Here is a 13,564-nt window from a genome sequence, read left to right as displayed (position 1 = left end):
TTGTCGAATGCGCACCTCCCCATAAAGGCGCAGATCGATTGAGGCCGGTTTTTTCAGTTAAGCACCGTCATCCGGGTTAAAAAAGTGGCATACGCGCCGAATGCCCGGCGCTTTCGCCCTCGAGCGCGCTCAACAAGTGGCGCTCCAGTACCGCCTGCAACGCCTCGAAGCGCACCGGCTTGGCCAGGCGGTCGGTGATGCCGATGCCATGACCGCGCTCGCGCTCGGACGTATTCAGCGACGTACTCAAGGCGATCACCGGCAATTCACCGCAGCCAGGCAGTGCACGGATCTGACAACACAACGAGAAGCCGCCTTCGGGCACATCCAGCAAGACCGCGTCGAAGCTTTGCCCCTGCAAGGCCGCCAACGCCGCCGAGCCACTGTCCACGATTTTCACCCGGTAACCCAGCTTGAGCAACATGCCGCGCACCACCAACTGGCCGACGCTGTTGTCATCCACCAGCAATACCGCGCAATCCTGGGGCGCGCGTTGCCGGCCGGGCGCCGGTTTTGCTTCCGGCGGCACCGGGCTGACGTTCACGTCCAACTGGAAGCGGCTGCCCTTGTGCGGCTCGGAATGATGGGTAAGGCGTCCGCCCAACAGCTCGATCAATTGCCGGCAGATGGCCAGGCCGATACCCAGGCCGCCGTATTCGCGGGTCATGGAGCCATCGAGCTGGAAAAAGCGCTGGTACAAGGTCGCCTCGTCAAGGAAGGCGAAGCCAATACCGGTGTCGGTCACAATGAAGCTCAGGCGCACGTCGCCATCACTGTGAGGCACACCCACCACCCGCAGGCGCACGGAACCTTCGCGGGTGAACTTGAACGCATTGTCCAACAGGCAATCCAGGCACTGGAGCAGTTTGTCGGCGTCGCCCACCATGCGGTCCGGCAGCTCATCGGCCACATCAATGGAAAACGCCAGGCCTTTGCCTTGGGCACTGGTGGTGAATTGCTGGCGCAAGGTGTCGAGCACGCCCCGCAGGCTGAATACCCGAGGCTGGGCACTCAGGCGCCCGGCCTGCAATTCGGTGAGGGTGAGGATGCCATTGACCATGCGCATCATGTCCCGTGCCGAACCGGCGGCCGTTTGCTGGTACTGCGCCAGGTCGTCGTCCAGCGGCACCGTTTGCATCAGCTCAAGGGAGCCGATCACACCGTTCATGGGCGTGCGCAGTTCGTGGGTCAGCGTCGCGAGGAATTCATCCTTGAGACGGTTGCTGCGGGCCAGTTGCTGGTTGAGCACTTCGAGCTTCTGGCTGGCATCGAACAGGATCTGCGCCTGCTGCTCACGCATGGCATTGATACGGTCGGCGAGGGCCAGGGATAACAGCGCCACTTCAATTGCCGAGCCGATCTGGCTGGCGTACATGGTGAGGAACACATTGGGCAAGTAGCCCAGCACCATCAGCGTGTTCACCACGCCACCCAGCAGGAACGCCGACCAGGCGATGATGAAATACCGCGCCACTCGCTGGCCGCAGTACCAGGCCTTGATGGCGGCGACGAAGATGGTCACGGTGAATACCAGCGCCAGGCCGGTCGCCAGGCGCAAGGCCAGGGCGTAGCTGGTCAGCAGCGCCAGCGCCATCACTGCGCCGCCGCACACCGCCAGTGCCAGCAAGAGCCGGTTGAGCCAGCGGCTGTGCTGCGCGGTATGCAGGAAGCTGCGGGCAAACAGGCTGCCGAACAGCGCCGCCGAACCGATCAGCAACGGCACCGCCGCATTCGCCCACCACGGGTTGTTCGGCCAGAAGTACTGCACGGCCACGCCATTGACCGACAGCTGGTACAGGCCAAACGAGGCGATATAGAGGATGTAATACAGGTAGCTGGTGTCGCGCACGCTCAGGTAGATGAACAGGTTGTAGACCAGCATCCCCAGCAGGACGCCATAGATCACCCCCAGCACCGACAGGCGCAGCGGTTGTTGCTCCAGGTAAGCGGTGCCGGCCCAGAGCGTCAACGGCGCCTGTATCGAGCCCTCGCTTTGCAGGCGCAGGTAGAGCGTTTGCTGCTGGTCGGGCACGAAATTGAGCTTGAACAGGTAGTTGCTCTGGCTGACCTCACGGCTGGAAAAAGGCAGCGCACTGCCGGTACGGCTGGCCAACCGATAGTTGCCGGTGCCATCGTTCTGGTACAGGTCCAGATGATTCAGCGGCGGGTAAGCCAACTCCAGGAACCAGGTGCGGGGGGCACGGGGGTCCTTGGCCACGTAATGCAGGTCGACCTTGAGCCAGAACACCGAGCGCGAATAGCCGGCGTTGAGGGTGGCTTTGTCATGGTGCTTGAATTGAGCGGCGTAGGCGGGGGAGCTTACTTCGGCGATGGTGAGGGCATCGGTGGGGTCTTCGAGCACTTGCATGGCTCGGCCCAGCGGCAGGCTTCGGGTGTCCTGGTTGAACTCGATGGCGCTGGCGAGCATCGGTAGCCCGCACAACAATAAGATCAGCAAATAGCGCATGCGAGCCCCAGCGTGGCCTGTCCGGTTATGTCAAAAGCCCCCCATTCCTTTTGAGAAGACGTACACCGGCGGTACAGTTAAGTTGTTTGAATCCACTTTAGCATAGCCGCTAAAGGCCATTGGACACCATTGAAATAATTTTTTGAAAGGCTCTAGAACAAGGCTTTCAGAGCGTTTTCGCAGCCGAGCACACGCCAAAAAAGCGGCGTTTGCGCGACAACATTCAACCATCGCCCGAAGGCCCCGCCAAAAGCGTTTGGTGGTAAGCTCGCGCACCATGAATATCTACAGCTCTCGCCCCGTTGTCCTCTGTCTCTCCGGCCATGATCCCAGTGGTGGCGCCGGCTTGCAGGCAGATATCGAAGCCCTGCTCGCCCAAGGCTGCCATGCGGCCCCGGCCGTCACTGCCCTGACCGTGCAGAACACCGTCAATGTCAGCGATTTCCGCGTACTGGACCGTGAGTGGGTAATGGCCCAGGCCAATGCCGTCCTCGGTGACTCCGACGTGGCGGCGGTCAAGCTGGGCATGCTCGGCTCCACCGCGATGGTCGACACCGTGGTCGAACTGCTGCAGGCGCACCCGCACCTGCCGGTGGTGTGCGACCCGGTGCTGCGCGCCGGCGGCGGTGGCAGCCTGGGCAAGGACGAAGTCGGCTACGCCATGCGCGAGCGGCTGCTGCCGTTATCGCTGATCGCCACGCCGAACCTGCCTGAAGCCCGCATCCTCGCCGAACTGCCCGAGGGCACCGCCGACGAATGCGCCGCGAAGCTGTTGCCGTTCATCAAGCACCTGTTGATCACCGGCGGCCATGGCGATGAGCATGAAGTGCACAACCGTCTCTACAGCCGTGATGGCACGCGCCAGACCTTTACCTGCCAGCGTCTGCCCGGCAGCTATCACGGTTCGGGCTGCACCCTGGCCAGCGCCCTGGCCGGACGGATCGCCCAAGGCGAAGGGCTGGTGAGTGCGGTGCAGTCGGCACTTAACTACACTTGGCGCACCCTGCGTGATGCCGAACAACTCGGCCAGGGCCAGTTCGTACCGCGCCGGCTGCCGCTGGATTTCTGCTCGTAACTATCTGCTCTTAACAGCAAGAGGCCTGCCCGATGAAACTACGTGGCCTTTACGCCATTACCGACAGCCAACTGTTGGCCGGCAAGTTCCTCGCCTACGTCGAAGCGGCATTGGACGGTGGCGTGACCCTGCTGCAGTACCGCGACAAAAGCAGCGACGAAGCCCGGCGCCTGCGCGAAGCGGAAAAACTGCGGGAGCTGTGCTCGCGCTACAAGACCCAGCTTATTATCAATGATGACTTCGACCTGGCCGCGCGCCTGGGCGTCGGCGTGCACCTGGGCCAGACCGATGGCCCCCTGACGCCGGCCCGTGCGCTGCTCGGTTCCAAGGCGATCATCGGCGCCACCTGCCACGGCCAGATCGAACTGGCCGAACAGGCAGCAAGGGAAGGCGCCAGTTATGTCGCCTTCGGCCGCTTCTTCAATTCCAACACCAAGCCGGGCGCTCCGGCCGCCACCGTTGAAATGCTCGCCGAGGCCCGCAAGCGCCTGCATGTGCCGATCTGCGTGATCGGCGGCATCACCCTGGAAAACGCCGGACCGCTGGTGGCCCAGGGTGCCGACCTGCTGGCCGTGGTCCACGGCCTGTTCGGTGCCGACAGTACCCAGGAAGTCACGCGCCGCGCCCGCGCCTTCAACGCATTAATCAAATCCTGAATTCAGAGAGCCCTCACCATGTCTCGTTCCGAAACCCTGTTTGCCGATGCCCAGAAACACATCCCCGGCGGTGTGAACTCCCCCGTGCGTGCGTTCAAAAGCGTGGGCGGCACGCCGTTGTTCTTCAAGCATGCCGAAGGCGCCTACGTCATCGACGAAGATGACAAGCGCTACGTGGATTACGTCGGCTCCTGGGGCCCGATGATCCTCGGCCACAGCCACCCCGACGTGCTGGACGCCGTGCGCAGGCAACTGGAGCACGGCCTGTCCTACGGCGCGCCGACCGCCATGGAAACCGAGATGGCCGATCTGGTCTGCAGCATCGTGCCGTCGATGGAGATGGTGCGCATGGTCAGCTCCGGCACCGAAGCCACCATGAGTGCGATTCGCCTGGCCCGTGGTTTCACCGGCCGCGACAGCATCATCAAGTTCGAAGGCTGCTACCACGGCCATTCCGACAGCCTGCTGGTCAAAGCCGGTTCCGGCGCGCTGACCCAAGGCGTACCCAGCTCGGCAGGCGTACCGGCAGCGTTCGCCAAACACACCCTGACCCTGCCGTTCAACGACATCGGCGCCGTCGAGCAGATGCTCAGCGAAGTCGGCCAGGACGTAGCGTGCATCATCGTCGAGCCGGTGGCCGGCAACATGAACTGCGTGCCACCCGCCCCGGGCTTTCTGGAAGGCCTGCGCGAACAGTGCGACAAGCACGGCGTGGTGCTGATTTTCGACGAAGTGATGACCGGCTTCCGCGTTGCCCTCGGCGGCGCCCAGGCGCACTACGGCGTCACGCCGGACCTGAGCACGTTCGGCAAGATCATCGGGGGCGGCATGCCCGTGGGCTGCTTCGGCGGCAAGCGCGAAATCATGCAGCACATCGCGCCGCTGGGCCCGGTGTACCAGGCCGGCACACTCTCGGGTAACCCGCTGGCCATGGCGGCCGGCCTGACCACCCTGCGCCTGATCAGCCGCCCGGGCTTCCACGCCGAGCTGACCGACTACACCACCCGCCTGCTGGACGGCCTGCAACAGCGCGCCGACGCCGCCGGTATCCCGTTCGTGACCACGCAAGCGGGCGGCATGTTTGGGCTGTACTTCAGCGGTGCCGATGACATCGTCACCTTTGATGATGTGATGGGCAGCGATGCCGACCTGTTCAAGCGCTTCTTCCACCTGATGCTGGAGGGCGGCGTGTACCTGGCACCGAGTGCCTTCGAAGCCGGCTTCACCTCGATCGCCCATGGCGATGCCGAGCTGAAACTGACTCTGGATGCCGCCGAGCGCGCCTTCGCCGCCCTGAAATAAGCCGGAGCAAAAACCTGACGTCGCTGTGGGCGGCGTCAGATTTGCTACTTTGCCTACAGGGATTTCCTTATTTTTCCGAGAATTTACCTGCGATCCGGCAGATAACTTGCCTAAGCAGCAGAAAAACGAGTAAAGACTTTGTAAGCAGAGGCCTGCTTATTTCATAATGCGCGCTTATTGGATCCCCCGAGGATCCGCGCGCCCCGTCAGAGGTAAGTCGATTCCCATGAAACGCACCGGCCGCACCCTGGTACTGGGCTGCCTGTTGCTCCTTCAGCCGCTGCTGGCACATGCCCAGGCAGGCGGCAACTCGTTGTTAATCCCAGCGATGGGTCGTTGCACCCTCAATACCCAGCCGGACAGCCAGGCCGAAGCCCTGAGCGCGTGTCAGAAACAGGCCGACGGCGGGGATGCGCAGGCGCAATACGAGTTGGGCGAGTACTACCACGACAGCAAGAACCCGGCCCGTGATCTCAACAAAGCCTTGAGCTACTTCGAGAAAGCCTCGCTGCAGGGCCACGCCCAGGCGCAGTTCCAGCTCGGCACCATGTTCTTCAAAGGCGAAGGCGTGCCGGCCAATAACGTCCAGGCCTATATCGTGCTGAAAATGGCCGCGGTCAACGGCGCCGAAGACGCGCTGGACACCGCCGACGAAGTCGCCGAGCACATGCAACGCGATGAATTGGAAGTGGCCACCCAGGTCCTGGGGCAGATTTTCCGCAACTACCTGCTGGAGCTGCAGAGTGCCGATGGGCGCTCGCCCTTCTCACCCCTGCCCTGACACCCAGCCTATTTCTCAGGCATCGGCATCGGAAACGGCATGACATTGCTCATGCCCCGGGCTTCGCTGATTTTCGGCGTGCCCAGGCGCTCGACTTCGTCGATGCGCACGATCGAATGCATCGGCACAAAACTGCGCACCACGCCTTCGAACTGGGCCTTGAGCTTTTCCTCGCCCGGGTCGACGACCAGCTGTGTGCGCTCGCCAAAGACGAACTCTTCCACTTCCAGGAAACCCCACAGATCACTTTGATAGATCTGCTTGGCGTACATTTCGAACACCTGGCCCTGGTTGAGGAAAATCACCTTATAGATTGGAGCTTCACGTTTGGTCATGGTGGGTGAGGAACACATGGGGGATATAAAAGAGGGCGCGAACTATAGCATGGCACCCGATGCACAGTGCTAGGAACCGATGGGCATGCCCCCTATAATGCGCGGTTCTTTACCACCAGTTGACGATTCCCATGGCCAAGAAGCTTTATATCGAAACCCACGGTTGCCAGATGAACGAGTACGACAGCTCGCGCATGGTCGACCTGCTGGGTGAACACCAGGCCCTGGAAGTCACCGCCCGCGCCGAAGATGCCGACGTGATCCTGCTCAATACCTGCTCGATCCGCGAGCGGGCCCAGGACCGTGTGTACTCGCAGCTGGGCCGCTGGCGCGAATTGAAACTGGCCAACCCGGACATGGTGATCGCCGTCGGCGGTTGCGTGGCCAGCCAGGAAGGCGCCGCGATCCGCGACCGTGCGCCGTATGTCGACGTGGTCTTCGGCCCACAGACCCTGCACCGCCTGCCGGAAATGATCGACGCCGCACGCATCACCAAGCTGCCCCAGGTCGACGTCTCGTTCCCGGAAATCGAAAAATTCGACCACTTGCCTGAACCGCGCATCGACGGGCCGAGCGCCTACGTGTCGGTGATGGAAGGCTGCAGCAAGTACTGCACCTTCTGTGTGGTGCCCTACACCCGTGGCGAAGAAGTCAGCCGGCCGTTTGACGACGTGCTCGCAGAAATCATCCACCTGGCCGAAAACGGCGTGCGCGAAGTGACCCTGCTGGGCCAGAACGTCAACGGCTATCGCGGCCTGACCCACGACGGGCGCCTGGCTGACCTGGCGGAGTTGATCCGCGTGGTCGCTGCGGTGGATGGCATCGAACGCATTCGCTACACCACCTCGCACCCGCTGGAATTCTCCGACAGCCTGATCCAGGCCCATGCCGACGTGCCGGAACTGGTCAAGCACCTGCACTTGCCGGTGCAGTCGGGCTCGGACCGCATCCTCTCGGCGATGAAACGCAACCACACCGCCCTGGAATACAAATCCAAACTGCGCAAATTGCGCGCAGCGGTGCCGGGCATCTGCATCAGTTCGGACTTTATCGTCGGCTTCCCTGGCGAAACCGAGAAAGACTTCCAGCAGACCATGAAGCTGATCGAAGACGTCGGTTTCGACTTCTCCTACTCGTTCGTCTACAGCCAGCGCCCCGGCACCCCGGCGGCAGACCTGTTGGATGAAACCCCGGAAGCGCTGAAAAAAGAGCGCTTGAACGCGCTGCAACATCGCCTCAACCAGCAGGGTTTCGAGATCAGCCGACAAATGGTCGGTTCGATCCAGCGCATCCTGGTCACCGACTACTCGAAAAAAGACCCTGGCGAATTGCAGGGCCGTACCGAGAACAACCGGATCGTCAACTTCCGTTGCGATAATCCAACATTGATCGGTCAGTTTGCCGATGTGCATATCGATGCGGCGCAACCGCACTCGCTGCGCGGCTCGCTGGTGCAATAAACCAAGTTTCTGTAGGAGCGAGCTTGCTCGCGAAAAACCTGAGGGCACCGCGTATATTCAGGCTGCACGCGTTATCGTTGACGTTTTTCGCGAGCAAGCTCGCTCCTACAGAATCGCCGTCAGCCAATATGCTCCGTTTAAGTGCTTTCGCACCCGGCGTGCTGGCGTTATCCTCTCTTTCACCTAAACAGCCAAAGGGCGGCTAAAAGCAACCTTGAACGCACCCATAGCAGAACCCCATCGTTTTCTCCTCGAGCCCTTTGAGGCTCGCCGTTTCGCCAACCTGTGCGGACAGTTCGACGAGCACCTGCGCCTGATCGAACAACGCCTGAGCATCGAGATCCGCAATCGCGGCAATCAGTTCGAGCTTATTGGTGAACCCCAACACACCACGTCTGCAGAAAACCTGCTGCGCCGTCTCTACCGTGAAACCAAGGGTAGCGAGCTGTCGCCGGAAACGGTGCACCTGTACCTGCAGGAATCCGCCGTGGAAGACCTGGCCAACAACCCGGTGGCCGAAGCCAGCGTGGCCCTGCGTACCAAAAAAGGCATGATTCGCCCGCGCGGCTTGAATCAGCAGCGCTACGTCAAGGAAATCCTCGGCAACGACATCAACTTCGGCATCGGCCCCGCCGGTACCGGCAAGACCTACCTGGCCGTGGCCTGTGCGGTCGACGCCCTGGAGCGCGAACAAGTACGCCGCATCCTGCTGGTGCGCCCAGCGGTCGAGGCCGGTGAAAAACTCGGCTTCCTGCCCGGCGACCTGGCCCAGAAGATCGACCCGTACCTGCGCCCGCTCTACGACGCGCTGTACGAGATGCTCGGCTTTGAATACGTGGCCAAGCTGATCGAGCGCCAGGTGATCGAGATCGCCCCGCTGGCCTACATGCGCGGCCGCACCTTGAACAACAGCTTCATCATCCTCGACGAAAGCCAGAACACCACCGTCGAGCAGATGAAGATGTTCCTCACCCGGATCGGTTTCGGCTCCACCGCCGTGATCACCGGTGACGTCACCCAGGTCGACCTGCCCAAGGGCACCAAGTCCGGCCTGGCCCAGGTGATCGAGGTGCTCAAGGACGTGCCGGGTATCAGCTTCACGCACTTCATGCCCAAGGACGTGGTCCGCCATCCGCTGGTGCAGCGCATTGTCGAAGCCTACGAGCGCTTCGACCACCGCGATGACGCAGCGGCCAAGGACGTTCGCCGCGATGCTTGAGCTTGACCTGCAGCTGGCCACCGAAGCCCCCGCCCCCAGCGAAGCCCAATTCCGCGAGTGGTGCGCCCTGGCCCTGCGCCAGCGCAGCGCCGACTCGGAACTGACCATCCGCCTGGTGGACGAGCCCGAGGGCCGCGAGCTGAACCACACCTGGCGCCAGAAGGACTACGCGACCAACGTGCTGTCGTTTCCCGCCGACGTACCCGATGAGTTGCTGGATATCCCCCTGCTGGGCGACCTGGTGATCTGCGTCGAGGTGGTCGAGCGTGAAGCGAAGGAACAAGGCAAGGAACTTGAGGCCCACTGGGCCCATCTAGTCATCCACGGCTGCTTGCATCTCTTGGGTTACGACCATATAGACGATGAAGAAGCCGAGGAAATGGAAGCACTGGAACGAACGTTGCTTGCAGAATTGGGTCACCCGGATCCATATGCAGACGACGAAAACTGATCAACACTCAACTGTCACATCAAAGGATTTAGAGTAATCGCTATGAGCGAAGACCGATCGAGCAACGGGCAAAAGTCATGGCTGGGTAAACTGACCCAGGCTTTTGCCCACGAGCCGAAAAACCGCCAGGAGCTGCTGGAGCTGCTGCGCGAGGCCCACCAGAACAAGTTGCTGGACAGCGAAGCGCTGGCCATCGTCGAAGGCGCCATCCAGGTGGCTGACCTGCAGGTTCGGGACATCATGGTCCCGCGCTCGCAGATGATCAGCATCAAGGCGACCCAGACCCCACGGGAATTCCTCCCGGCCGTGATCGACTCGGCGCACTCGCGCTACCCGGTGATCGGTGAAAGCCATGACGACGTCATGGGCGTCCTGCTGGCCAAGGACCTGCTGCCGCTGATCCTCAAGGAGAACGGTGACAGCTTCAACATCAAGGACTTGCTGCGTCCGGCCACCTTCGTGCCTGAATCCAAGCGCCTGAATGTGCTGCTGCGCGAATTTCGCGCCAACCACAATCACATGGCCATTGTGATCGACGAATACGGCGGCGTGGCGGGCCTGGTGACCATCGAAGACGTGCTGGAACAGATCGTCGGCGACATCGAAGACGAACACGACGTCGAAGAAGACAGCTATATCAAGCCGCTGCCCAGCGGTGACTTCCTGGTCAAGGCGCTGACGCCGATCGAGAACTTCAACGAGTTCTTCGACAGCGAATTCTCCGACGACGAGTTCGACACCGTCGGTGGCCTGGTGATGAGTGCGTTCGGGCACCTGCCCAAGCGTAACGAAACCACCGAGATCGGCGCCTATCGCTTCCGCATCCTGAATGCCGACAGCCGCCGCATCCACTTGATTCGCCTGACACCTATTGCCCGCTAAGGATTGATATGCAGCGCCTAACCCGCCCCGGCTGGCCCGGTAACCTGCTGGCCGTGGTGGCCGGCGCCATCACCACCCTGGCGCTGGCGCCGTTCGACCTGTGGCCATTTGCACTGGTCGCGGTCGGATTGTTTTATATCGGGCTGCGGGAACTGACGCCGCGCCAGGCCCTGGGCCGTGGCTGGTGCTTCGGGTTCGGCCTGTTTGGCGCCGGCACCAGCTGGATCTACTACAGCATCCACCACTTCGGCGGCGCTTCGGTGCTGCTGGCGGGGTTCCTGATGCTGTTGTTCACCGCCGCCATTGCCTGGTTCTTCGCCCTGCCCGCGTGGCTGTGGGCGCGCTGGTTGCGTCGCAATGAAGCGCCGTTGGCGGATGCGCTCACGTTTGCCGCGTTGTGGGTCGGCCAGGAAGCCTTTCGCGGCTGGTTCCTCACCGGATTCCCGTGGTTGTATTCCGGTTACAGCCAGCTCGACGGCCCCCTCACCGGCCTGGCGCCAGTGGGCGGGATGTGGCTGATTTCCTTTGCCCTGGCACTGACGGCGGCCCTGCTGTGCAACCTGCCACGCCTGCTGGCCGGCAAACGCAACGGGTTTATCGGTGCCAGCCTGGTGTTGCTGGTAGCGCCCTGGGCCATCGGCCTGGCACTCAAGCATCATGCCTGGACCACGCCCTCCGGCGCGCCGCTGAGCGTTGCCGCGATCCAGGGCAACGTCGAACAAAGCATGAAATGGGACCCGGAGCAGTTGAATGCGCAGCTCGCGCTGTACCGCGACATGAGCTTCAGCTCCAAGCCGGTCGACCTGTTGGTGTGGCCGGAAACGGCGGTGCCGGTGCTCAAGGAGTCCGTCGAGGGCTACCTGGGGATGATGGGCAAGTTTGCGGCCGACCGGCACACCGCGCTGATCACCGGCGTGCCGATTCGCCAGGAAGTGCATCACCAGAAGCGCTACTTCAACGGCATCACGGTGGTGGGTGAAGGTGACGGTACCTACCTCAAGCAAAAACTGGTGCCGTTTGGCGAGTACGTGCCGCTGCAGGACATGCTTCGCGGCCTGATTGCCTTCTTCGACCTGCCCATGTCGGACTTCGCCCGTGGCCCTGCCGACCAACCGATGCTGCAAGCCAAGGGCTATCAGATTGCGCCGTTCATTTGCTACGAAGTGGTGTACCCGGAATTCGCCGCCGGCCTGTCAGCCCAGAGCGACCTGCTGCTGACCATCAGCAATGACACCTGGTTCGGCCGCTCCATCGGCCCCTTGCAGCACCTGCAAATGGCGCAGATGCGTGCGCTGGAGGCTGGCCGCTGGATGATCCGCGCCACCAATAATGGCGTGACCGGGTTGATCAACCCGTTTGGGCAGATCACCGTGCAGATCCCGCAGTTCGAACGCGGCGTTCTCTACGGCGAAGTGGTGCCTATGCACAACCTGACGCCGTACCTGCAATGGCGCTCGTGGCCGCTGATCATCGTGTGCCTGGCGCTGTTTGGTTGGGCGTTGTTGGCAGGCCGGATGGCCAAAACCGTTTAACAGCCAACGCGAAACAAAATGTGGGAGGGGGCTTGCCCCCTCCCACACTTTGATCTGCATTTTAATCAGCAGGGTTATCGATAGAACAACCGGTAGCCTAGCTGCCCCACCGCTTCATTGATCAACTGCCCGCTCTGCCACACCGACTTGAACTCCGGCATCCAGCCGCCCAGCGGCCGGGCGTTGTCCACGCCGAGGAACCCCACCGGCGCCGGTACCACGGTGAAGCCGGCCTTTTCAAAACTCCACACCGACCGCGGCATGTGCCAGGCCTGGGTCACGACCACCACACGCTTGATGCCCTCGGGCAATAGAATCCCGGCACTCATCTGCGCGTTTTCCCAGGTGGTGCGGCTGCGTTCTTCCTTCCAGTGCACAGCAACGCCGAAGTCATCCTGCATCGACACCGCCATCAACTGCGCCTCGCTGGGCGGCGTGCCGTAATGCAGGCCACCGGTGGTCAGCACCGGCAGCCCGGAGGCCTTGGCCAGTCGCGCGGCATACCGCTGGCGCTCCAGGCCGATACCGGTCGGCTGATCAGAACCCCAGGCCGGGTCGCCGCGCTCGCGTCCCGAGCCCAGCACCACAATGGCATCGGCGCGCTGGGCCAGGGTCGACCAGTCTTCACGGGCCAACGGTGGTTCGGTCTCCAGGGCACGTGCGCCCCACTCCACCGCCACCGGCAGGCTGATCAACCACATGCCGCCAAACCCGAGGGCAAAGCAGCAGCCGGCCAAACGGGGGCGGCTACGACGAAACCACCAGGCAAGGGCCAGCAGCAGCAAGAGAATGCCGGGTGGCAGGAGCAGTTGTTTGATGAAATAACGAATAGGCATCGGGCATCTCCATAGATGCCCGAAGCCTAAGGTGTAACGGGGTTTAGCGACAATCTTTACAGTGACATGGCACGATGATGTGTTCCTGGGGAGTGAACTACTTGAAGCGGGCGGACCGGAGCCTTTCCGGGCCACGACCGGCCGACAAGTCCTTGAGCCACACCACCTTGGCTGAGTGCGTAGGCTCTTTGGCTGGCGGGGTTGCCACCCAAGGAGGCGCACTGCGCCTATTACGTTCCAGGTAAGCTTTGATCAGTTCCAGCTCCGCACGGCTCAAGCCGCGCAGTTCCAACTCGACGGGCCGTTCATCACGCAATCGGCCCGCGGTCCTCGCTGCATCCAATGCACGACCCAATCGGTCGATCAGTCCTTCGTAGATTTCCGGTTTCGTTGCGATTCGCTGCGATTCAACCATCCCCTCACCTCATTGAAGAAAGACTTGCTCCCCAATAAACAGCGTAGTCCCCGTGGGTGCGCCTGCCCGGCGCCGCGACAGACGGCCCTTGCCGCGCAATCAGGGTTTCCCTCGATAGAGTGGGGTCATGTATGCTACGGCGCTTCCTGTAAC

General features: G+C 62.1%; 13 protein-coding genes. 9 read left to right on the top strand and 4 right to left on the bottom strand.

The genetic code is table 11. The annotated features are described in order from the left end of the window. Window positions 1-76 precede the first annotated feature (76 nt). Window positions 77-2,467 carry a hybrid sensor histidine kinase/response regulator gene (locus AC07OP_RS25065; RefSeq protein WP_495102476.1) on the bottom strand — a complete coding sequence of 797 codons (2,391 nt, stop codon included), beginning with the start codon at window positions 2,465-2,467 and terminating at the stop codon, window positions 77-79. A 277-nt stretch (window positions 2,468-2,744) separates the two neighbouring features. Here AC07OP_RS25065 and AC07OP_RS25060 point away from each other — a divergent pair, with 277 nt between their 5' ends. From AC07OP_RS25060 to AC07OP_RS25045, 4 genes are all read left to right on the top strand, one after another. Next, window positions 2,745-3,542 carry a hydroxymethylpyrimidine/phosphomethylpyrimidine kinase gene (locus AC07OP_RS25060; protein ID WP_027605261.1) on the top strand — a complete coding sequence of 266 codons (798 nt, stop codon included), beginning with the start codon at window positions 2,745-2,747 and terminating at the stop codon, window positions 3,540-3,542. A 32-nt stretch (window positions 3,543-3,574) separates the two neighbouring features. Next, window positions 3,575-4,198, top strand: a complete 624-nt coding sequence (thiE, locus tag AC07OP_RS25055) for a thiamine phosphate synthase (protein ID WP_169899953.1) — start codon at window positions 3,575-3,577, stop codon at window positions 4,196-4,198. A gap of 18 nt (window positions 4,199-4,216) precedes the next feature. Next, entirely contained in the window at window positions 4,217-5,500 is a 1,284-nt protein-coding gene (hemL, locus tag AC07OP_RS25050) for a glutamate-1-semialdehyde 2,1-aminomutase (protein ID WP_495102477.1), read from the top strand. Between the two features lie 226 nt (window positions 5,501-5,726). After that, entirely contained in the window at window positions 5,727-6,281 is a 555-nt protein-coding gene (locus AC07OP_RS25045; protein WP_065924979.1) for a tetratricopeptide repeat protein, read from the top strand. Window positions 6,282-6,289: 8 nt separating this feature from the next. Here the strand turns inward: AC07OP_RS25045 and AC07OP_RS25040 are convergent, their stop codons facing one another. Then, window positions 6,290-6,616, bottom strand: a complete 327-nt coding sequence (locus AC07OP_RS25040) for a DUF1820 family protein (protein ID WP_003215457.1) — start codon at window positions 6,614-6,616, stop codon at window positions 6,290-6,292. A 131-nt stretch (window positions 6,617-6,747) separates the two neighbouring features. Between AC07OP_RS25040 and miaB the strand changes: the two genes are divergently transcribed. The 5 genes from miaB (at window position 6,748) to lnt (ending at window position 12,160) form a co-directional block, all read left to right on the top strand. Next, window positions 6,748-8,076: a tRNA (N6-isopentenyl adenosine(37)-C2)-methylthiotransferase MiaB gene (gene miaB, locus AC07OP_RS25035; protein ID WP_027605252.1), complete on the top strand. Its 1,329-nt coding sequence runs from the start codon at window positions 6,748-6,750 to the stop codon at window positions 8,074-8,076. Window positions 8,077-8,290: 214 nt separating this feature from the next. Next, on the top strand, window positions 8,291-9,295 hold the full coding sequence (locus AC07OP_RS25030; RefSeq protein WP_421147320.1) for a PhoH family protein: 1,005 nt from the start codon (window positions 8,291-8,293) through the stop codon (window positions 9,293-9,295). Beyond that, a complete protein-coding gene (gene ybeY / locus AC07OP_RS25025) occupies window positions 9,288-9,746 on the top strand; it encodes an rRNA maturation RNase YbeY (RefSeq protein WP_065938357.1) in 459 nt (152 codons plus the stop codon). Before AC07OP_RS25030 ends, ybeY begins: the two co-directional genes overlap by 8 nt. A 42-nt stretch (window positions 9,747-9,788) precedes the next feature. Continuing rightward, window positions 9,789-10,628 carry a CorC family transporter gene (locus tag AC07OP_RS25020; RefSeq protein ID WP_005791724.1) on the top strand — a complete coding sequence of 280 codons (840 nt, stop codon included), beginning with the start codon at window positions 9,789-9,791 and terminating at the stop codon, window positions 10,626-10,628. A gap of 8 nt (window positions 10,629-10,636) precedes the next feature. Then, the gene (gene lnt, locus AC07OP_RS25015) at window positions 10,637-12,160 is read left to right on the top strand and encodes an apolipoprotein N-acyltransferase (RefSeq protein ID WP_495102478.1); all 1,524 of its coding nucleotides are present in this window, start codon (window positions 10,637-10,639) and stop codon (window positions 12,158-12,160) included. 74 nt (window positions 12,161-12,234) lie between these two features. Here lnt and AC07OP_RS25010 read toward each other — a convergent pair whose 3' ends face one another. Both AC07OP_RS25010 and AC07OP_RS25005 read right to left on the bottom strand, forming a co-directional pair. After that, the gene (locus AC07OP_RS25010; RefSeq protein ID WP_115487517.1) at window positions 12,235-12,996 is read right to left on the bottom strand and encodes a YdcF family protein; all 762 of its coding nucleotides are present in this window, start codon (window positions 12,994-12,996) and stop codon (window positions 12,235-12,237) included. A gap of 97 nt (window positions 12,997-13,093) precedes the next feature. Beyond that, a complete protein-coding gene (locus tag AC07OP_RS25005; protein ID WP_115487516.1) occupies window positions 13,094-13,411 on the bottom strand; it encodes a hypothetical protein in 318 nt (105 codons plus the stop codon). Window positions 13,412-13,564: the final 153 nt, after the last annotated feature.

The sequence above is a fragment of the Pseudomonas sp. GW821-FHT09D08 genome (genome assembly GCF_059416305.1).
The sequence above is the reverse complement of the archived record's forward strand: the minus strand, read 5'-3'. Positions and strand labels throughout refer to the sequence as shown.